We start from the raw sequence: 21,152 nt of genomic DNA on the forward strand, positions 1-21,152 counted from the left end.
GCGGTCGGCGGGCGGGCGCTGCTGCTGTGGTCAGGCGGCGAGTTCGCCGGCCTGGAGCTGCCAGAGGGATGCGTAGAGTCCGTGCAGGGCGAGCAGTTCGTCGTGGGTGCCCTGTTCGGCGACGACGCCGCCCTTGTCCATGACGTAGATCCGGTCGGCGTGGCGGACGGTGGAGAGCCGGTGGGCGATGACGACCATCGTCCGGTCGGCGGCGAAGCTGCGGAGCGTGCGCTGGATGGCGGCCTCGGTCTCGTTGTCCACGGCGGAGGTGGCCTCGTCGAGGATGACGACCGGGGGGTCCTTGAGGATCGCGCGCGCCAGGGCGATCCGCTGCCGCTGGCCGCCGGAGAGCGCCGTGCCGCGTTCTCCGATCAGGGTGTCGTAGCCGTCCGGCAGCGTCGCGATGAAGGTGTGCGCCTCGGCCATGCCGGCTGCCCGGACCACGGCCTCGTCGGAGGCCGCGAAGGTGCCGTAGCGGATGTTGTCGGCGATGCTGCCGTCGAAGAGGAACGGGTCCTGGGCGACGAAGCCGATGGCGTGGCGCAGGTCGTGCCGTCGCAGCTCCCGGACGTCCTTGCCGTCGAGCAGCACGCTGCCGGATTCGGCGTCCTGGAAGCGCATCAGCAGTTTGGCGATCGTGGTCTTGCCTGAGCCGGTGGCGCCCACCAGGGCGGTCACCTGCCCCGCCGGGATGGTCAGCGAGAGGTCCTCCAGTGCCGCCGGCCGGCCGGGGTAGGCGAAGGTGACCCCGTCGAGGACGATCTCGCCCCGCACCTCGGCGGGGTCGAGCGTCCCGTTGCTGCCGCCGGCCTCGACGGGCAGGGCGCGCAGCCGCCGGACCCGGTCGTAGGAGGCGAGGGTGCGCTGGTACTGGTCGACGATGCCGCCGAGCCGGCTCATCCGCATCAGCAGCATCTGGGGCAGCCCGATCAGCGGGCTGAACACCTCGAAGCGCAGGGTGCCGTTGAGCACCGAACGGCCGCCGATCAGCAGGGTGCCCGCCATCGACGCGGTCGTGCAGGCCCGGACGGTCTCGGCGTGGCGGAGCGTGCTCCGGTCGGTCTGCGTCCTGCTCTCCTGGGCCGCCTCACTCAACCCGTCGATGCGTTCGGCCTCGTAGTCCTCGGTGCAGAAGCTCTTGACGGTGGCGCTCGCCTCCAGCGAGTTGATCACCTGGCTGCCCAGCATGACCCGGCGCTCGCCGGTGACGGCGTAGTCGGCCGCAGCCTTGTCCTGGTGGCGCAGCGACAGCCAGGCGATGACCGGGATCGGCAGGAACGCGATCCAGGCGATCTGCGGCGCCAGCAGCAGGAACGCCGGCACCAGGAGGGCCAGGCTGGTGCCGAGTTGCAGCACGTCGTTGGCCGGGCCGGCGAAGAAGGCGCCCAGCTGGCCGACGTCGTCGGTGAGCGCCCCGGCCACCCGGGTGGTCCGCTCGCCCTCCAGGTGTCCCAGTTCGAGGTGCTGGACGTGCCGGTAGGTGCGGCTGCGCCAGTCGTGCTCGATGTCCCCGCCGAGCCTGCGCCACTGCCGGTTCGATGCGTACGAGAGGCCCGCCACGGCGGCGCAGGCGGCGGCCACCAGTCCGGCCAAGCCCAGGAGTTGAGCGGACGCGGTGGTCAGGCCGAGACTGACCAGGGGCGCTGCCTCACCCTTGATGAGGACCAGTCCGGTCCAGCCGAGGAAGGTGCCGAGCGCCATTTCCGAGATCTGGCAGGAGACCGAGAGCGCGGCGGCCCGGTAGAGGCGGGCGCGGTGCGGTCCGACGATCTCCAGCAGGGGGTGGCGTTCGGCTCCGGGCCCCGCAGCGCCGCGGGAGGCGTCGACCGTTCTGTGCCAGGCCTTCCGGACGACGGCTGCGGTCGCTGCGGCCACCCCGCCCACCGCCACCAACTGCCTGCTCAGCGCCGACCCCTTGATCAGCGCGATCCCGGCCGCGACCCCTCCGCCGACGGCGAGCACCGGTCGCACGACCAGGCCCCGGTCCGCCCGCGGGGCCGGTGCGGCGGCGGGCCTGGCGGGGGCGGCCGTTCTGGCCGGGCCCTCCGCGACCAGGGTGACGGCCTTGCGGACGATCCGGCCGACGTCCGTGGCACGCACTCGCGCATCGTGCCGGACGAGCACCCCGCCGGTGACCGGATTGGCCTGGGCCTCGGTGATCCCGGGAACGCGGCGCAGCGCGGCGGCGAGCACCTCGGCCCTCCGGGGCCGTCCGAGCACCAGCTTGACGTCCCAGCGCTGTCGGCCCGGAGTGACCGAGCGCGGGCTCGCGTCCAATTCCACGGAGCGGAATCCGGCTGCGGCGCCCAGTAGCGATGGCATGTGTACGATCACCTGTTTGCGGAGGTCGCGGAAAACCGTCTCTGATACGACGGATTGCGACGGCGGAGTGGGAAAGTCTGGCGACGAATGCGCTGCGGCTGACCGGCCTGCAGTCGGCCGCCGTCGGGGCGCATCCCTTCGAAATTCATCGGAATGCGCACCCGACGGCGGCCTGGGTTCCGGACGGGCCGTCAGTTCGCCTTGCCGGCGCCTGCGGTCGCACGGATCTTGGGGGCCCTCGGGTCCTCCTCGGCGGCCCGTCGGGCCCGCTCGACGGCCTCGTCCTTCGCGGCGCTCGGGGCGCCGTTCTCGTCGGTGTGCTGACCGTCACCCGCACGGGCTCCGGTGTCACCGGCGACGATCTGGGCCGCCACCATGTCGGCGGCCACCTCGGCCGCGAGGTCGTGGATGTTCTCCCCGGCCTCGTGGGCGGCCTTCTTCACCTCCATCGCGATGCCGACGGACGTCTTGACGACTCCGCGCAGCAGCGGCTTGAGCAGACGCTTGGCCAGGGGTGCGACGACGAGGCCGATCAGGAAGGGCGGTACTACGGGCGGCATGATGCTCCATCCTCTCTACACATAGGTATGACAGGGAACCCGGACACTGCGAACACCGGAGCAGCGAACAGCCGGGCGGACGGAAGCATTCCACCTCGGAATCCGGGATGCACCTACCGGACCGAATTACCGCACACGGCACTCGCCGCCCGATCTCTCTGCCACCGTAGTCGAACCATGCCCGCCAGAGCCAAGCAGCCTCCGCCGGTTCACTCTTGTGAGCGTTTATGGCCTTCTCCCGCACCCTGAATTGCAGCGCACCCCTACACAGGCCAATACGCTTACCTGCTTTTCATACTCATTCGGGATCGCCTGGAAGGCCGAGTTCACGCGCCACCCTCCGCCGCAGTCCCGCGAACGGCAACGCCCCGCCCCCCAGTACCGCCTCGTGAAAGGCCCGCACATCGAACCCGGCCCCCAGCTCCGCCTCGGCCCACGACCGGAGCCGGCCGAACTCCAGGAAGCCGGCCCGGTAGGAGAGCGCCTGACCGGGCAGGTCCGTCGAGTAGCGAAGCAGGTCAGAGGCGATCTGGCCGTCCGACTCGGTGGAGTTGGCGCTCATGAACTCCCGCGCCTGCTCCAGGCTCATCGTCCCGAGGTTGAGCCCGGTGTCGACGACGAGGCGCTGGGCGGTGAACCGCTCCTGTGCCAGGCGCCCATAGGCGTCCCATGGATCCGCATAGAGACCCGCCTCCCAGCCGAGGCCCGCCGCGTACTCGGCCCAGCCCTCGTTGAAAGCACCGAACTCCGCTGCCTCTCGCCGCAGTTGCGGCAGCGACCGGTCCTCCGCCTGGCGGGCGAGGTGGAAGTGGTGCCCCGGAGCCAGCTCGTGGAGGATCAGCGAGGCCGAGCCGAGCAGGGACCTGCGCTCCAGGTCCGAACCGTTGTAGCGGTAGCGCCCGACCGGATCGGCCGCGGTCGGAGCCTCGTAGTAGCCGAAGGTCATCCCCGGCTCCAGCGCCGGGTCCAGCCGGGCCAGCCCGTACGGCGCACGCGGCAGGGTGGCGAACAAGCGCGGCAGCACCGGGGCCAGCCGGTCGAGATGGCCGCGGTAACGGGCCTCGACCTCCTCCGGCGTCCGGGCGTACAGCCGGGGCTCGGTCCGCAGCCGCTCGTGGAACTCAACCTCGGGGCCCGGGAATCCGAGGGCGGTGCGGACCTCCCGCATCCGCTCGGCGAGCTCCTGGCACTGCTCGCGGCCGAGCGCGTGCAGCCGCTCTGGCGTCGCGTCGCCCCCGCTGTGGATCCGGACGAACTCCCGGTAGGCCTCCTCCCCGCCCTCGTACTGCGCCCAGCCGACGGTCTGCGGCGCCGAGCTCAGATAGGCCGGGTCGTCCAGGACGGCGAGCAGCCGGTCGAAGGCCGGCGTCAACTCGGCCTCCACCAGCCGCCGTACGCCGTCCCGGACACGCCCGCGTGCGGCCGCCCCCAGCCCGGCGAGCCGCTCTTCGGCCACCTCCGCCCGGCCCGTCGCCGACGCCCGCAGGCCCTCGAGCGTGGCGCGTGCCCCGGCCAGTGCCGGGACGGGCACCCGGAAGCCGTGCGCCGCCTGACCCACCACCTTGTCCCCGATCGAGCCGATCACCCCAGCCAGCTCGCGCACCAGCCCCAAGTACCGCTCGCAGTCCGGCGGTTCCGCGAACCGGAAGGGGCGCAGCACCGCGTCGGTGTACAGCGACAGCGGGAACAGCCGGTACGGCGTGGCCACGGGCGTCAGCCAGTAGCAGCGGTGGGCGCGCAGCTCCTGCTCGGCCAGCCCCGTGAGGAACGCGGCGGTGTCGGCGTCGGCACCGGACAGCCTCGCGCCGTCGAGCGCCCGCACCCGGCCCAGCACCTTCTTGGCGAACCGCGCCCGCTCCTCCGCCTCGGCGAGGGACGCCCTGGGCAGTGTCTCGACCGGGAGCCCCTGGCGGACTCTCAGCAGTGGATCGCGCTCCAGCAGGAACGCCCAGTAGCGGTCCACCAGATGGCCGATTTCCCGGCCCGGTCCGTTCGCACTCGTGCTCATACGGCCAGTGTGGCGGCGTTCGGCCGCCCGGTCCGCGGTACAGCCGCCGCTCGCCCCTCGAACGGGCGACCTCCGGCCGGGAGACAGCGACCTCCGCACGTTCCGCGCAGGTGCCGCCACGCCCCATACGGAAGGCCGCATCAACCTGGACATCCGGAAATCACCTTACGTACAGGCGTTCTGTTCGTGAGGCAACGGCTGGTGCGTGACAAGCGTGGGACGCACCAGGACGGGTCCGCGCCCTCACAGCCCCGGCCACCCCGCATACCGTGCTCGGCGAGCCCTGCTCCTCCGGGCGCTTCCACGCCGCCCCGGAGGTCCTCGATCGCGCCCGAGCGGAGCACCGTCACATGACCCTCACCCAGGACACGCCCGTGCACCACCACACCGGCACGGGGTTACCCGTCCCGTTCGCCATCGCCGGGACCGGAATGCACCTGCCCCCGACCGTCATCACCAACGAGCAGCTGACCCGCACCCTGGACACCACCGACGAATGGATCACCAGCCGCACCGGCATCCGTGAACGCCGCCGCCTGGCCCCGGAGCTGGCCACCTCCGACATGTGCGTCGACGCCGCACACCAGGCCCTGGACGCTGCGGGCGCCACCCCCGACCGGCTGGACGCGGTGATCGTCGCAACGTACACCTGGGACCAGCCCCTGCCGTCCACGGCGCTGATCGTCAAGGACGCCCTGGGCGCCCACCGGGCCCTGGCCCTGGACGTCACCCAGGCGGCCTGCGCCTCCGGAGTCCAAGCCGTGCTGATCGCCGCCCACCTGCTGCAGAACCCCTCCATCAGCACCGTCCTGGTCCTCGCAGCCGACTGCGCCTCCAGGATCACCGACCCCACGGACCGCACCACCGGCGTCTTCTTCGGCGACGCCGCAGCCGCCGTCGTGCTCACCCGCAGCGAGACCGCCGGGGCGGGGCTGCTCTCCTACGACCTGGGCTCCCAGCTCTCCTACGACGTCCAGGTCCCCGCCGGCGGCTCCCGCCTGCCCACCACCTCCGCCACCCTGGCGGCCGGCGCCCACTACCTGCGGATGAACGGCCGCGCCGTCTGGGACACCGCCACCACACGTCTGCCGGAGAGCATCACCAGCGCGGCCCGGCAGGCCCGCGTACCGGTCGCCGGGATCCGGCACTACTTCCTGCACCAGGCCAACCTGAACATCCTCACCGAAACCATGAACGCCCTGGACGTGCCGCACGATCGCGTTCCCGTCACCGTCGACCGGCTCGGCAACACCGGATCAGCCGGCCTGTTCACCGCGCTCCACTCGACCGTCGCCGCAGGCGACCTGTGGCCAGGGGACACCTACGTCCTGTCCGGGATCGGCGCGGGCTTCCAATGGGGCACCCTCTGCCTCCGGCACGCCTGACCCCGATCACCCCAGGAAGGAATATCCGAAGCGGTCCCGCCCTCCAATGCAACCCGAACACCTGTGCAGAACAAGCGAGTTGACTCGCCAGCGACAACACTCGGTGACACCATGACGCCCATGCCCCGTCGTACCCAGCCGACCGCCCGGGCGGTCGCCGCCGCCGTCACCGCCATCGCGGTGGCCGGCTGCGGAGGCGCCGCCCGGTCCTCGACGAGCGGGGCGCTCGTCGACCACGGGACCGTCCGGATCGCCGAGTCCAGCGAGACGCCGAGCTTCAACCCGTACTCCACCTTCGGGTCCGGTCAGGCCCGCTACGCCTACGACTCGCTGGTCAACACCACCCCCGACGGCACCGTGGTCTCCGGCCTCGCCTCCTCCTGGCAGTCCACCACCACCGCGGCCACCTTCACTCTTCGCCAGGGCATCACCTGCTCCGACGGCACCCCGCTCACCGCCTCCGCCGTGGCCCGGGCGCTGACCTACGCGGGCGACCCGGCCAACCAGCTGGCCGGCGCCCAGACCGTCCTCCCCAACGTCCCGTTCACCGCAAGCTCCGACGACCGGGCCGGCACCGTGTCGGCGACCACCGCCGCGCCCTTCCCGTTTCTCACCCGTACCCTCGGGCTGCTGCCGATCGTCTGCCCCGCCGGCCTCGACCGGCCCGAGGCACTGGACCGCACCACCCAGGGCACCGGCCCGTACGTGCTCACCCGCTACTCCCTCGGCGGGCCCTACGAGTTCTCCGTCCGCGAGGGCTACACCTGGGGCCCGGCCGGCGCGACCACCGCCACCCCCGGCCTGCCGGCCCGGATCGCCCTCTCGGTCGTGCCCCAAGCCTCCACCGCCGCGAACCTGCTGCTCACCGGGGGCGTCGACATCGCGAGCGTGAACGGGCCCGACCGGGCCCGGCTCGCCGGCCACGGCCTGGCCACCGAGGACGTGGCAACGGTGGTCGGGCTGACCTTCTTCAACCAGCGCCCCGGCCGCCCCCTCGCCGACCCGGCGCTACGCCGCGCCCTGGTGTCGGCCCTCGACCGCCAAGGCCTCGCCAACGTCGCCGTCGGCGGCACCGGCCGGCCCGCCACCGACTTCGGTGCCGAGGGCGCCGTCTGCCACGCCGACCTCGCCGCCGCCAACCTGCCCGCGCAGGACGCCGCCGAGACCCTGCGCGCCGCCGGCTGGACCCGCGCCCCGGACGGCCGACTGACCAAGGGCGGCCGACCGCTCCGGCTGCGCCTGATCACCAGCCCGGACCTCGGACCGACCCTGCCACCCGCCGCCGAACTGATGGCCCGGACCTGGACAGCGCTCGGCGCAGACGTCGAACTGGTCACCGAAAGCCTGCCCGCCCTCGTCAACGCCATGTACCAGAGCGGCGAATTCGACATCGTGGTCGGCAGCACGCCGGGTTTCGCCCTGCCGGTCGGCTTCATCCCGTTCTTCTCCGGCCCCACTCCCGCGCAGGGCCTCAACTTCGCGGGCGTCGCCAACCCCGAGTACGACGCCCTGGTCGCCCAGGCCCTCCGGGAGCCGGACACCGAAGGCTGCGGCACCTGGAACCGGGCCTCCGCCGCACTCCTCCGATCGGCCGACGCCCTGCCGATCGCCGACGGCCGGAGCACCGTGTACGGCTACCGCACCACCTTCGCCACCACCTTCGGCGGCCAGATCGTCCCCACCAGCATCCGCCTCCACCATTGACCGGGGGGCCCGTCGTGTCCTTGCCCCAGCTGCTGCGGCGCCCGTGGGCGGCCTTCCTCGGCCGCCGCACCGCCCGGCTGCTCGTCTCCCTCGGGGTCGTGCTCACCGCGTCCTTCGCGATGGTCCGGCTCGTCCCGGGCGACCCGGTCCGCGCCGCGCTCGGCGTCGACGCCGCCCCCGCCCTGGTCGCCGCCCGCCGGCACCGACTCGGCCTCGACGCACCCTTCCTCGCCCAGTATCGGCACTACCTGGCCGGCCTGGCGCACGGCGACCTCGGGACCTCGCTGGTCACCGGCACGCCGGTCGCCGAACTGGTCCAGACCCGGCTGCCGGCCACCCTGGAGATCGCCGGCCTGGCCTTCCTGGTCACCCTCACCGTCGCCCTGCCCGGCGGGCTACTCGCTGCCGTCCGCACGCGCGACGGCCGGCACCCCCGCAGCGAGCTGGCGTTCACCGCGGCCACCGCCTGCCTGGCCGGGGTGCCGGACTTCGTGCTGGCCGCCGGGCTCACCGCGCTGCTGGCCGTCGGCCTCCAACTGCTGCCGGTGGCCGGTACGACGGGAGCCGAGTCCTTCGTCCTGCCGGTCCTCGCTCTCGCCCTCGCACCCACGGCTGTCCTGGCGCGCATCGTCCGGGTCGAGGCGCTGACGGTACTGGGCCAGGACTACCTGCGCACCGCCCGCGGCAAACGACTGTCCCCCGCCCACCGTTACCTGCGGCACGCCGCGCCCAACATGGCCACCGCCGCGCTCACCGTCGCCGGGAGCCTGCTGCCCGCCATGATCGCCGGCACCGTACTGGTCGAGAAGGTGTTCGCCTGGCCCGGCATCGGATCGGCGATGGCCCAGTCCGTGGTGAGCCAGGACTACCCGGTGATCCAGGCGATGGTGCTGATCCTGGGCTCCACCGTGCTGCTCTCCGGCCTCATGGTCGACGTGCTGCTCGCGCTGATGGACCCTCGTTCGACGATCCGGGAGAGCTGAGATGACCCTTCCCCCCAGGTACCTCCGCTCACCGATGGCCTGGACCTCGGCGGTCATGCTGACGTCGCTGCTCGTCCTCGCGCTGGCCGCTCCACTCCTGTGGGGCACCGCGGCCGACCGCCCCGACCCCTTCGCGGTACTCCAAAGCCCTTCCACAGCCCACCCGTTCGGCACCGACAACCTCGGCCGGGACGTGCTCGCCCGGGTCCTGACCGCCACCCGGCCCTCCCTGCTGCTGGCACTGGCCGCCACCCTGATCGGCGCCACCGGCGGCATCCTGCTCGGCGCGGCCACCGCCGTCGTCGGCCGCCGCGCCCGTCGGCTGCTCACCTCCCTGATCAACCTGCTGCTCGCCTTCCCCGCGCTACTGGTCGCGATGTTCCTCGCCGTCGTGTTCGGCGCGGGCGCCGGCGCGGCGGTGCTCGCCCTCTCCGTCGCGGGCGTCCCCGGCTTCGCCCGGCTCGCCCAGACGCTCTCCGCCGCGGTGGCCGGCACCGACCACCTGGCCGCGGCCCGGGTCCTCGGCCTGCGCCGACACCGGCTGCTGTGGCGGCACGTCCTGCCCAACATCGCCGAGCCCCTGCTGCTGGCCACCACCACGGCCGCGGGCACGGCCCTCGTCGCGCTCTCCGGGCTGAGCTTCCTCGGACTAGGCGTCCAGCCGCCCGACTACGACTGGGGGCAGCTGCTCAACCAGGGGCTCGACCGGATCTACGCCGAACCGCTGCCCGCGCTCGCCCCGGGCCTGGCGGTCCTCTACGCGGCCCTGGCCTTCCAACTGCTCGGCGAGGTCCTGGCCGGTGGCGTCGCCCGTCGCGGCCCGGCACCCCGTACGCCCGCGCCACCGCCCGCCCCGAACCGGCCCGCCGAGGACGACCTGGCCCTCCAGGTCGAGCACCTGTCCGTCGAACTCCCCACCCCGGACGGGGTGATCAGGCCCGTGCGCGACGTGAGCCTCTCCCTGCGCCCCGGCGAGATCGTCGGGCTCGTCGGCGAGTCCGGTTCCGGCAAGTCACTCACCGCACTCGCCATCGCCGACCTGCTCCCCGAACGGGCCCGCGTCACCCGGCGCGCCCTCCACCTGCTCGGTGCCGACCCCGCCACCATGACGCGGAAGCAACGCGAGCACCACCTCGCGACCAGCCTGGCGATGGTCTTCCAGAACCCGGCCTCCGCACTCAATCCGTCCCTGCGGATCTCCACCCAGCTCACCGAGGCCGTCCGAGCCCACCGCGGCGCGAGCCGCGCCCAGGCGCTGTCGGAGGCCGCCGACGCCCTGCGCCGGGTCGCCCTTCCCCCGGCCACGTTGCGCTCGCGTCCCCACCAGCTCTCCGGCGGCCAGCGCCAGCGAGTGATGATCGCCGCCGCGCTGATGCTGCGGCCCGGCCTGATCATCGCCGACGAGCCGACCACCGCGCTCGACGTCACCGTGCAGCGGCAGATCACCCGGTTGCTCTCCGACATCCGGCGCGATACCGCCGCCGCCGTCCTGTTCATCAGCCACGACGTCGCGCTGGTCGGCGAGTTCTGCGACCGCGTCCTGGTGATGTACGCGGGCACCATCGTCGAGTCCCTGCCTGCCGGCCGCCTTGCCGACGGCACCCGGCACCCCTACACCCGGGCCCTGGTCGCCTCGGTACCGGACCTCGCGGCGGACCGCGACCGGCCCCTGCCCACGGTGGAGGGCGCACCACCCGACCCGCTGGCGCCCGCCCCGGGCTGCCCGTTCGAGCCCCGCTGCCCGCACCGTCGGGACCACTGTGCCGAGCAGACCCCGCCGCTGGGAGAGCTCGACGCGGAGCACCGGGTCGCGTGCTGGAACCCGGTGCCGGTGGAGGTCCTCGCCCCATGACCACCCTTCAGGTCCGCGACCTCACCGTCCGCCACCACAGCCCGCGCGGCCCGGTCGCCGCCGTCGACGGGGTGTCGCTGGAGATCCCGCCGGGCACCACGCTCGGCCTCGTGGGCGAGTCCGGCTCCGGGAAGTCGAGCCTGGCCCGCGCGATCGTCGGACTCACGCCCGTGCACGGTGGCCGGATCCTGCTCGACGGCCGGGAAGTCCGGGTCCGCACCGTCCGCGACCGGCGTCGGCTCGGCCGTCAGGTCCAGATCGTCCTCCAGGACCCGGACACCGCACTGAACCCCAGAATGACGGTCCGTCAGTCCCTGGTCGAGGCGGCCACCGCCTTCCACCGGCTCGATCGTCCGACCCGTACCGAGCGCGTCACCGGCCTGCTCAGCCTCGTCGGCCTGGACCCCCGGTTCGCCGACCGCCTGCCGCGCCAGCTGTCCGGCGGCCAGCGCCAGCGGGTCGCCATCGCCCGCGCCCTGGCCGTCGGACCGGGTTTGCTGATCGCGGACGAGATCACCTCGGCCCTCGACGTCTCGGTGCAGGCCTCCGTCCTCAACACGATCCGCGAACTCCAACGGCGGCTCGGACTGTCGATGCTGTTCATCGGCCACAACCTGGCCGCGGTCTGCCACGTCTCCGACGCGGTGGCGGTCATGCGGCACGGCCGGATCGTCGAGACCGCCCCCACCGAGGCCCTGCTGGGCGCCCCGCAGCACCCGTACACCCGGGAGCTGCTCGACTCCGTGCCCCGCCTGCCGTTCCGAAGGACCTGATGACCAGTCACCGAGCGGACGCCGTAGTTGTCGGAGCCGGAGTGATCGGCGCCGCCATCGCCCTCGAACTCGCCCGCACCGGGCGCCGTGTGGTCGTCGTGGACAAGGCGGGCGCCGCCGGCCACGGCTCCACCAGCGCCTCCAGTGCGATCATCCGGTTCAACTACTCCACCTTCGACGGCGTCGCCACCGCGTGGGAATCCCGGCACCTCTGGACATCCTGGCCCGAGCACCTGCGACTCACCGGCCGCCGCCCGCTCGCCGCGTTCCACCGCACCGGCGCCGTACTGCTCGACTCCCCCGCCGCCGACCCCACGGAGGTCACCGCCCTGTTCGACCGCGCCGGCGTCCCGTACGAACGGTGGGACGCCGCCGCGCTGCGCCGACACCTGCCCGGGATCGACCCCGGGCGGTACTGGCCGCCGAAGCCGGTGGACGACGACGCCTTCTTCGCCGGACCGTCCGGCGAGCTCGGCGCACTGTTCACCCCGGACGCCGGGTTCGTCGACGACCCTCAGCTCGCCGCCCAGAACCTCGCGGACGCGGCGGGCGAGCTGGGCGCGGGTTTCCTGTTCCACCGGGCCGTGGTGGCCGTGGACCGGGACGCCGACCGGGTGACGGGCGTCCGCCTGGCCGACGGCACCCGGATCGCCGCGGCGGTCGTGGTCAACGCCGCCGGCCCGTGGTCAGGAGGCCTCAACCGGCTGGCCGACGTCGGCAGCGACTTCACGATCGGCGTCCGCCCGCTGCGCGAGGAGGTCCACCAGATCGCCGCGCCGAGCAGCCGCCCCACCGGCCCCTTCCCCCTCGTCGCCGACCTCGACCTCGGCACCTACCTGCGGTCGGCTCCCGGCGGCCACCTCCTGGTCGGCGGTACCGAGCCGGCCTGCGACCGGCCGGAGTGGATCGACGACCCGGACCAAGCCGACCCCCGCCCCACCGCCCGCCGCTTCCGCACCCAGGTGACCCGGGCAGCCCGCCGCTTCCCGGAGATCGGCGTCCCCAACCGGCCGCTCGGTGTCGCCGGGGTGTACGACGCCGCCGACGACTGGACCCCGATCTACGACCGCACCGCGCTGGACGGCTACTACGTCGCCATGGGGACGAGCGGCAACCAGTTCAAGAACGCTCCACTGGTGGGCCGCTTCCTCGCCACCCTGGTCGACCGGATCGAGGCCGGCCACGACCACGACCACGAGCCCCTCCGCTACCGCGGCGACCACACCGGCAACGCCGTGAACCTGGGGTCCTTCTCCCGCCACCGCCCGAACCGGGCGGACCCCGCGCGGAACGTCATGGGCTGATCACACGCAGCTCCCGCACCAGCTCCGCGACCACACCGACCACGAACTCGGGCGCCTCGTGCGGAAAGTCGTGGCCCGTCCCCTCCGGCGTGTGCACCAGCCGGGACGCCGTCGACGCCGCCAGGTACCGCGTCCTGCTCCGGAGATAGAAGCGACTGATCCGCTCGGCCTCGACCGCGTCCCGGGCGCCGGCCAGCACCGCCTCGCCGCCGATGAGGTCCCGGGGTATCACCAGCACCAGCGGCAGGTCACCGAGATCACCGTCGTACACCACGGTCTCCCAACCCACTCCCGCCAACCCCGACGGCGACAGCTCGGCGAAGATCGACGCGGCGGCGCAGCCCTGTCCTGCCCGGCTCCCGGGGGCGTGATGGGCGCCGAACAGCTGCCGCACCGCCGTCAGCAGGAAGCCGCGACGCATCGCCGCGAGCTGCCGGCTGGGCGGCGCGAAGGCGATGACCTCCAGCGGCGTCGGATCCAGTAGCACGAGCCCGGCCACCAGCTCCGGCCGGCGCCTGGCCACGTTCGCGACCAACAGCCCACCGAAGGAATGGCCGACGAACACGAAGGGGGGATGCTCCCCCGCCCCCTCCAGCGCCGCCAGTAACTCCTCGGCCTCGACCGCCGTCGTCCGCGGGAAGGGCCCGACATCGCTCCAGCCCGTCCCGAGGCGGTCGACCAGCACCGACCGCGCCCTTGCCGACAGCATCGTGTGCAGCTCCCGGAACTCCTCACCAGGGGCGTGTCCGCCGGGTACCCAGACCACCGTCGGTCCGCCCCCGGCCTCCCCCTCGGCGAGGACGTGCATCCGGTGACCGCCCACGTCGACCAACAGCCCCGGTGGGGGATCCCGCCGCCCCTCGTGGGCCACCAGCACCAGGTGACGAACGGATCCTGCCGCCAGCAGCACACCGACAGCCATCGCCATGCCACCGAGCGCCGCCGCCCATGCCGCGCCGACCCCGAGCAGCCCGCCACCCGCCGCCACCACCAGCACCGCGACCGGCAGTCCAAGCCAGTCCCGGCTCAGCAGTGCGAGCAAGGAGTTCACGACCCGTCCGTCCCGTCGCATCGGTCCTCCGCAACGGCACTCGAAACCCGATCCCTGCCAGTGTCATCCCCCCGTCCACCTGGCTCAACGCCGGACCGCCCCCGCAATCGTGCGACAAACGCACCGCACGTGATCCCCCGGGTGTGTCTGTCCCACTCACCCAGCTCGAACACGCCGCCGAGTACGGTGTCGGCGCCGTGCCCTGCTTCGACGTCGCCCTGGTGGACGACTCCTTCACCGCAGCGCCTTCGAATACCGGCCCGGTAGGCGCCCACGACCACCAGCCGCCCCGGCGGGGGGTTCTCCCGCCCCTCCGGACCGCCGGCGCCAGGGTGCCAAGCCCACGGACAACAGCACCGCGGTGGCGCCCGGCGCCACAGCCCCAAGCGCCACCCGGTCCGCCCCCACCTGGGCAAACGCGTCCCACGGCCCACCCACCAGCCCGGGTCCAGGGACGCCCGCGCGGCTGGGCCGGTCGGCTGACAAGCGGGCGCAGTCGGACCGGGGAATCAGTCCGTCCCGCTGGTCCCGGCTCCGTGACCAGCCGAAGATGGCGACATGGCTGTCGACGACTCGGGGCCCGGGCTGCTGGTGACGAACGTGCGCGTCTTCGACGGGATCGGAGAGGAATCGATACCCGGGTACGTCCGGGTCGACCGGGACAGGATCGCGGAGGTGGTGCCGGGCCGCCCATTCCCGCGCGGAATCCCCGCAGGCGCGACGGTGCTCAACGGCGGAGGCCGCGTCCTGCTCCCCGGCCTCACCGACGCGCACGTCCACCTGTTCGCGACCGGCAGCACCATGGCGAACCTGCGAGGCGCGCCGACCGGCACCGTCTACTACCAGGCTCTGGCGGCGGCCCGCGACATGCTGATGCGCGGCTTCACCACGGTGCGGGACATGGCCGGTGACACCGAACCGCTGCGGCAGGTTCTCGACCGCGGGCTGTTCCCGGGCCCACGGATCTACCCGAGCCAGGCGGCCATCTCCCAGACCGCCGGCCACGGCGACTTCGGGACGGTCCACGACGCCCCGACCGCACTGGGCGGGCCGCCGGCCCGATCCGAACAGATCGGGTTCACCAGAGTGGCCGACGGACCGGACCGAGTTCTCGCAGCAGTACGCGAGCAGCTCAAGAAGGGCGCGACCCAGATCAAGCTGATGGCCGGCGGCGGCGTCATCTCCGACTACGACCCGCTGGACGTGCTGCAGTTCACCGCTGCAGAGCTGGGGGCCGCCGTCGCCGCGGCTTCGGACTGGGGCACCTACGTGAGCGTGCACGTCTACACCTCCGAGGGCGTCCGCCGCGCGGTGGAGGCCGGCGTGCGCTGCATCGAGCACGGGCACCTCGTCGACGAGGACACCATTCGCTACCTCGCGGAGAAGGACGTGTGGCTGAGCACCCAGCCGTTCGAGGTAGACGACCACCACTACGACTCCCCGGACAGCGACCACAAGAACCGCGAGGTCTGCGAGGGCGGCTCCCGCGCCCTCGCCTGGGCCGTACAGCACGGCGTTCGACTGGCCTTCGGCACCGACCTGGTACTCGATCCCGGGAAGGCCCATCGGCAGAACGAGATGCTGGTCCGACTCGGCACCCACCTCAGCCCGGTCGACGTCCTGAGGACCGCCACCTCCGGCAACGCGGAACTGTTCCGCCTGTCCGGCCGCCGCGACCCCTACCGCGCGGCGCGGCTCGGCGTCATCGCGCCCGGGGCATGGGCCGACCTCCTGGTGGTCGACGGCGACCCGACCACCGACCTGTCCGTCCTCGCCGATCCCGAACGCAACCTGCGTCTCATCATCAAGGGCGGCATGGTCCACAAGAACGAACTCGACTGACCCGCACCTGCTTCCACCTGCCCACGGCACCGGACAGCCCGCCTCCAGACGGACCGGATCGCCGAGCCAGGTCACGATCCCTGCGCGCGAGAACCTCGATCACGACCCAGGGCGCCCTCGGCGGTTCGGTGGAGCGGCTCAGCCGTGTCGGAGGCAGAGGGTTCTCCACTGGAATCCTGCGCCGATCCCGGACAGCACATAGGTGTCATGTCTCCCGTGCCCGTTGATCGGATGTCTACCGGCGCTTCCTACGTTCTTCGGCAGCAACCCGGATCAGCGGACACGCTATCGACCGAAAGCTCAACGGCAGCCATCTACAGCTGCCGTGACTTCGAAGGCCCGGAATGACCCCGCCCGGTTTCCCTTTGGCTTCCTGAAGCCCCGCCCCGCCGGGTCGAGTTCGCTTCGGACGGGCGGCGCGGCCGGGGCCTGCGCCCGTCCGTTGTCCGGCGGACTGCTACATGCGCCACTTTGGAGAGGAGTTGGCCTCGTGAGGCCTGAACTGAGTCAAGAGGATGAGAGTCGAGCCGCTACCGCGCTCGAACCGGCCGGTCCGCGTGCCGTGGTCTGTGTGCCGCAGCTGTTCGAGGAGCGGGTACGGGCCAGCCCAGATGCTGTGGCGGTCGTCGACCGCGACGGGTGCGCGACGTATGCGGGGCTTGACGCTGCCGCCAACCGGCTGGCCGGAGTGCTGGTGGAGCGCGGTGCGGGCGCCGAGAGCGTGGTCGCGGTGAACCTGCCGCGCGGGCGTGAACTGGTGACGGCGGTGCTGGCCGTGCTGAAGTCCGGTGCCGCCTACCTGCCGCTCGACCCGGCGCTGCCGGCCGAGCGCTGCAGGTACCAGCTGGAGGCCGCCGGTGTCACCCTGCAGATCGGGCCCGGGGGCTGTGAGGGGGTCGAGGTGGTCGACCTGGCTGCCGGCGAGCCGGCCGGGCGGTCCGCGCAGAACCCGGCGGTGGCGGTTACCCCCGGCGACCTTGCCTATGTGATCTTCACTTCGGGTTCGACCGGGCGTCCCAAGCCGGTGGCCGTCACCCACGGGTCGCTGGCCAACCACGCGGTCGCCGTCGGCGCGGCCTTCGAATTGACCGCGGCCGATCGGGTGCTGCAGTTCGCCGGTCCGGGGTTCGATGTGTTCGGCGAGGAGGTGTTCCCGACTCTGCTGGCCGGCGCCCGGGTGGTGGTGGCTCCCGATTCGGTGCCGTCGCCCGCGGAGCTGGAGGAGTGTCTGCGCCGTGAGCGGGTCACGGTGGCCAACTTGCCGACGCCGTACTGGGACCAGTGGGTCCGCGATCTCGACGCCGAACCGCGGCAGGTGCCCGAGGCCCTGCGCCTCCTGGTCGTGGGCAGCGACACCGGGCATACCCGTACGTTGGCCGGCTGGCGAGGGCATACCTCGGTGCCCGTGGTCAACGCCTACGGTTTGACGGAGACCACCATCACCGCCACGCTCCAGGCGTTCACCGGGGACTCGATTCCCGAGGGGGAGACGCTGCCGATCGGGCGGCCGCTGGCCGGGGCGCGGGCGTACCTGCTGGACGCTGATCTGGAGCCGGTTGCGGCGGGCACCCGGGGCGAGCTGTACCTGGGTGGGGCGGTGCTGGCTCGCGGGTACCTGGGGCAGCCGGGGCTCACCGCCGACCGTTTCGTGCCGGACCCGTTCGGCGAGACGCCGGGCGGGCGGCTCTACCGCACCGGCGACCTCGCGGTGCTTCGCGCCGACGGTGCCCTGGCCTTCGTCGGGCGGGCCGACGACCAGCTGAAGATCCGCGGCCGGCGGGTCGAACCAGCGGAGATCAGTGCGGCCCTGTGCACGCACCCTGCGGTGCGTCAGGCGCACGTGCGGGCGGTGGACGATGAGACGGACGGCAAGCGGCTGGTCGCCTACGTGGTCGCTGCCGAGGTCGAGTCGTCGCAGCTGCGCGCCCACCTGACCATGAGTCTGCCTGCCGCGATGGTCCCGGCCTCCTACGTGGTGCTCGACGAGCTGCCACTGACCGCGAACGGCAAGATCGACCACAGGGCGCTCCTGGTGCCGACCGTCGGCATCGCCACGTCCGGCGCGCCGCAGACGGTGGCGCTGACCGGCCTGGAGGAGCAGATAGCGGCCGTGTGGCGTGAGGTGCTGCGGGTCGGCCGGGTGGGGCCGGACGACAGCTTCTTCGAGATCGGCGGTCACTCGCTGCTGCTCGTTCAGGTGCAGCGCAAGCTCAGCGGGGCGCTGGGACGCCAGGTTCCCGGTGTCGCGCTCTTCGCCCATCCGACCATCCGCAAGCTCGCCGCCCATCTGCGCGGCGGCTCCGGGCCGGCCGTCGACGCGCTCGGTGACGAGCGTGCCGATGAGCGCCGCAGCGGGCACGCCCGGCTCCAGCAGCGCCGCGCCCGCCGGAGCGACGGGGGTGCCCGATGACGCGGGCGGCACAGCCGGTGGATCCGGACAGCCCCTTCCTCGCCGTCGTCGGGATGGCCGGGCGGTTTCCGGGCGCGCGTGACCTCGGCGAGTTCTGGGACAACCTGATCAAGGGCGCGGAATCGGTCACTCGATTCCCCGGCGACCCGTCCACTCCCGAGTACGTCCCCGCGCTCGGAGTACTGGAGGACGCGGACGAGTTCGACGCGGCGTTCTTCGGCTACTCGCCGCGGGAGGCGCTGATCCTCGACCCGCAGCAGCGGCTGTTCCTGACCTGCGCCTGGGAGGCGCTGGAGGACGCCGGGTACGACCCCCGCTCCTGTGTCGGGCCGGTCGGCGTGTATGCGGGCAGTAGCCAGACCGGGTACCTGGATACGCTGAGGGCCCACCGCAACCGGCTCGGCCCGGTCAGCGAGTGGCAGCTGCGACTGGCGACCGGCATCGACTTTCTCACGTCGCGGGTCGCCCACCGGCTCGGTCTCGCCGGGCCGGCGGTGACGGTGCAGACCGCCTGCTCCACCTCTCTGGTCGCCGTACATCTCGCTGCGCAGGCACTGCTGTCCGGCGAGTGCGACCTGGCTCTGGCCGGCGGGGCCAGTGTCAACGTCCCGGTTCGCCTGCCCGAGTACTCCGAGGGCGGTGTCATCTCGCCCGACGGGCGCTGCCGGGCCTTCGACGCCCGGGCCCGTGGGACCGTGGCCGGCAACGGTGTCGGCATCGTGGTCCTCAAACGGCTCGCCGACGCAGTTCAGGACGGCGACCACATCCGTGCCGTCCTGCGCGGCACCGCGGTGAACAACGACGGCATGGACAAGGTGGGCTTCACCGCTCCGGGAGTGGCCGGCCAGGCCGAGGTCATCCGCGCGGCCCACCTGGTGGCCGAGGTCGAGCCGGACAGCATCGGCTACGTCGAGACGCACGGGACCGGGACGCCGCTGGGTGACCCGATCGAACTGGCCGCGCTGACCCAGGCCTTCCGGCGCGGCACCGACCGGCGCGGGTTCTGCCGGATCGGGTCGGTGAAGACCAACATCGGCCACACCGACGCGGCCGCCGGGGTGGCGGGCTTCATCAAGGCGGTGCTGGCCGTCCAGCACGGCCTGGTCCCGCCGAGCCTGCACTACACCTCGCCCAACCCCGAGATCCCCTTCGCGGACGGCCCGTTCGTGGTGAACACCGAACTGTACCGGTGGCGCCCCGACGGTCCCCGCCGGGCCGGGGTCAGCTCGTTCGGGATCGGAGGCACCAACGCGCACGCGATCCTGGAGGAGCCGCCCGCGCGACCTTGCCTGCCCGGCGCGCCTGCGAGCCATCTGCTGGTGCTGTCCGCCCGGACCGCCCCCGAGCTGGACCGCGCCGCCACCCGGCTTGCCGAGCACCTGCAGCGGCAGGCCGCCGGCGCCGCCGGCCCCGGCCGGGAACTGGCCGACACGGCCTGGACGCTGCAGACCGGCCGCCGCGCCTTCGTGCACCGCCGGTTCGCCGTGGCCGCCGACCACACCGAGGCGATCCAAGCACTGACCGGGGCCGGCACCCACGGCTACCCGCCCGTGGGCGGCGAGCGGCCGGTGGCGTTCGTCTTCCCCGGGCAGGGCGGACAGCACGTCGGCATGGGCCGCGAACTGTACGAGAACGACCCGGTCTTCCGTGCCGAGGTCGACGCGTGCTGTGCGCAGCTCGCGCCCACACTCGGCCTGGACCTGCGGGCGGTCTTGTACCCTGCCGGCGAGCAGCAGAGCGCGGCGGCCGAAGAGTTGCTGCGCGACATGGGCGTGGCCCAGCCGGCCGTCTTCGTGGTGGAGTACGCGCTCGCCCGGATGTGGGAGCAGCGAGGGGTACGGCCGGCGGCTGTCGCCGGGCACAGCCTCGGTGCCTTCGTCGCCGCCTGCGTGGCCGGGGTGTTCTGCCTGGCCGACGCCCTGCGGCTGGTCGCCGAGCGCGGCAGGTTGCTGCAGAGCCTGCCCGTCGGGGCGATGCTGGCCGTGCCGCTGGCCGAGCGCGACGCCACCGAACTTCTCGGCGACGGCCTGGAACTCGCGGCCGTCAACGGACCGAACCAGTGCGTTGTGTCCGGGCCGCGGGGGACGGTCGACGCGGTGTTCGCACGGCTGACGGAGGACGGTGTCGAGGCGCGCCGGCTGCACATCGCCGCCGCCGGACACAGCGCTCTGGTGGAGCCGATCCTCGACCGGTTCGCCTCCCTGGTCGCCGAACTCGACCTCAAGGCGCCTTCGATCCCCTGGGTCGGGGACACCACCGGGGAGTGGGTCCGCATGGACCGCGTTCCGGGCGTCGAGTTCTGGACCGCCCACATGCGCCGGGCGGTGCGCTTCGGCGACACCCTCGCCACCCTGTTCGCCGAGCCTGACCGGATCCTGCTCGAAGTCGGCCCCGGCCTCACCCTGACGACACTGGCCCGTCGGCACCCGGCCCGCACCGAGCGCCACCTGGCGCTGCCCAGCCTGCCGCACCCTGCCGGCGAGCAGTCCGCCCTGCGGACCTCGCTGGCCGCCGCCGGACAGCTGTGGGCGGCCGGCGTCGAGCTCGACTGGCCACGGCTGCACGAAGGTCACCGGCCGGGCCGGACTCCGCTGCCGACCTACCCGTTCAGCCCGCAGCAGTACTCACCGCTCCCTACCGACAACCCCGCACCGACCGTCACCGCCCAGCCCTCGCCGGCCGTCCAGGAGCCCGCACAGGACGGCGACACCGAAACGCAACTCGCCCAGATCTTCGGTCAACTGCTCGGACTGGAGCATGTAGCGGCGCAGGACGACTTCTTCGAACTGGGCGGCGACTCCCTGATCGCCGTTCAACTCGCCTCTGCCGTCCGCGCGGCCTTCGATGTGCGCATCACCGTCAAGCAGGTCTTCACCGCCCCCGCTCCGCGCCGACTGGCCCGGGTGGTCGACGCCGCCCGGCAGCCGGCCTGAACCGTCACGCGACACACCGACCCAA

13 protein-coding genes are annotated in these 21,152 nt (G+C 72.9%); 9 read left to right on the top strand and 4 right to left on the bottom strand.

Annotation, left to right across the window (positions count from 1 at the left end; all coding sequences use genetic code 11):
- Positions 1–30: 30 nt before the first annotated feature.
- The 3 genes from ACZ52J_RS28820 to ACZ52J_RS28830 form a co-directional block, all read right to left on the bottom strand.
- The gene (locus ACZ52J_RS28820) at positions 31–2,322 is read right to left on the bottom strand and encodes an ABC transporter ATP-binding protein (RefSeq protein ID WP_465622870.1); all 2,292 of its coding nucleotides are present in this window, start codon (positions 2,320–2,322) and stop codon (positions 31–33) included.
- A gap of 191 nt (positions 2,323–2,513) precedes the next feature.
- Positions 2,514–2,882 (bottom strand): DUF5132 domain-containing protein, encoded by a 369-nt coding sequence (locus tag ACZ52J_RS28825; protein WP_465622872.1) that lies wholly within the window; start codon positions 2,880–2,882, stop codon positions 2,514–2,516.
- A 298-nt stretch (positions 2,883–3,180) separates the two neighbouring features.
- Positions 3,181–4,890 (bottom strand): DUF885 domain-containing protein, encoded by a 1,710-nt coding sequence (locus ACZ52J_RS28830; protein ID WP_465622874.1) that lies wholly within the window; start codon positions 4,888–4,890, stop codon positions 3,181–3,183.
- Positions 4,891–5,240: 350 nt separating this feature from the next.
- Between ACZ52J_RS28830 and ACZ52J_RS28835 the strand changes: the two genes are divergently transcribed.
- The 6 genes from ACZ52J_RS28835 (at position 5,241) to ACZ52J_RS28860 (ending at position 12,891) form a co-directional block, all read left to right on the top strand.
- Entirely contained in the window at positions 5,241–6,275 is a 1,035-nt protein-coding gene (locus ACZ52J_RS28835; protein WP_465622876.1) for a 3-oxoacyl-ACP synthase III family protein, read from the top strand.
- Between the two features lie 120 nt (positions 6,276–6,395).
- Positions 6,396–7,979 (top strand): ABC transporter substrate-binding protein, encoded by a 1,584-nt coding sequence (locus tag ACZ52J_RS28840; RefSeq protein WP_465622878.1) that lies wholly within the window; start codon positions 6,396–6,398, stop codon positions 7,977–7,979.
- 14 nt (positions 7,980–7,993) lie between these two features.
- A complete protein-coding gene (locus ACZ52J_RS28845) occupies positions 7,994–8,962 on the top strand; it encodes an ABC transporter permease (RefSeq protein ID WP_465622880.1) in 969 nt (322 codons plus the stop codon).
- 1 nt (position 8,963) lies between these two features.
- On the top strand, positions 8,964–10,814 hold the full coding sequence (locus tag ACZ52J_RS28850; RefSeq protein ID WP_465622881.1) for a dipeptide/oligopeptide/nickel ABC transporter permease/ATP-binding protein: 1,851 nt from the start codon (positions 8,964–8,966) through the stop codon (positions 10,812–10,814).
- Positions 10,811–11,587 (top strand): ABC transporter ATP-binding protein, encoded by a 777-nt coding sequence (locus ACZ52J_RS28855; protein WP_465622883.1) that lies wholly within the window; start codon positions 10,811–10,813, stop codon positions 11,585–11,587. Before ACZ52J_RS28850 ends, ACZ52J_RS28855 begins: the two co-directional genes overlap by 4 nt.
- Positions 11,587–12,891 carry an NAD(P)/FAD-dependent oxidoreductase gene (locus ACZ52J_RS28860; RefSeq protein ID WP_465622885.1) on the top strand — a complete coding sequence of 435 codons (1,305 nt, stop codon included), beginning with the start codon at positions 11,587–11,589 and terminating at the stop codon, positions 12,889–12,891. The genes ACZ52J_RS28855 and ACZ52J_RS28860 overlap by 1 nt, the downstream gene beginning before the upstream one ends.
- Here ACZ52J_RS28860 and ACZ52J_RS28865 read toward each other — a convergent pair.
- Positions 12,881–13,942 carry an alpha/beta fold hydrolase gene (locus tag ACZ52J_RS28865; RefSeq protein WP_465622887.1) on the bottom strand — a complete coding sequence of 354 codons (1,062 nt, stop codon included), beginning with the start codon at positions 13,940–13,942 and terminating at the stop codon, positions 12,881–12,883. The genes ACZ52J_RS28860 and ACZ52J_RS28865 overlap by 11 nt on opposite strands.
- Positions 13,943–14,500: 558 nt before the next feature.
- On the opposite strand from ACZ52J_RS28865, the gene ACZ52J_RS28870 reads away from it, so the two are divergent.
- From ACZ52J_RS28870 to ACZ52J_RS28880, 3 genes are all read left to right on the top strand, one after another.
- The gene (locus ACZ52J_RS28870; protein WP_465622888.1) at positions 14,501–15,784 is read left to right on the top strand and encodes a metal-dependent hydrolase family protein; all 1,284 of its coding nucleotides are present in this window, start codon (positions 14,501–14,503) and stop codon (positions 15,782–15,784) included.
- 571 nt (positions 15,785–16,355) lie between these two features.
- Positions 16,356–18,194, top strand: a complete 1,839-nt coding sequence (locus tag ACZ52J_RS28875) for a non-ribosomal peptide synthetase (RefSeq protein ID WP_465622890.1) — start codon at positions 16,356–16,358, stop codon at positions 18,192–18,194.
- The gene (locus tag ACZ52J_RS28880) at positions 18,191–21,127 is read left to right on the top strand and encodes a type I polyketide synthase (RefSeq protein ID WP_465622892.1); all 2,937 of its coding nucleotides are present in this window, start codon (positions 18,191–18,193) and stop codon (positions 21,125–21,127) included. The genes ACZ52J_RS28875 and ACZ52J_RS28880 overlap by 4 nt, the downstream gene beginning before the upstream one ends.
- The last annotated feature ends 25 nt before the right edge of the window (positions 21,128–21,152 follow it).

Source organism: Kitasatospora sp. NPDC034035, assembly GCF_055575755.1.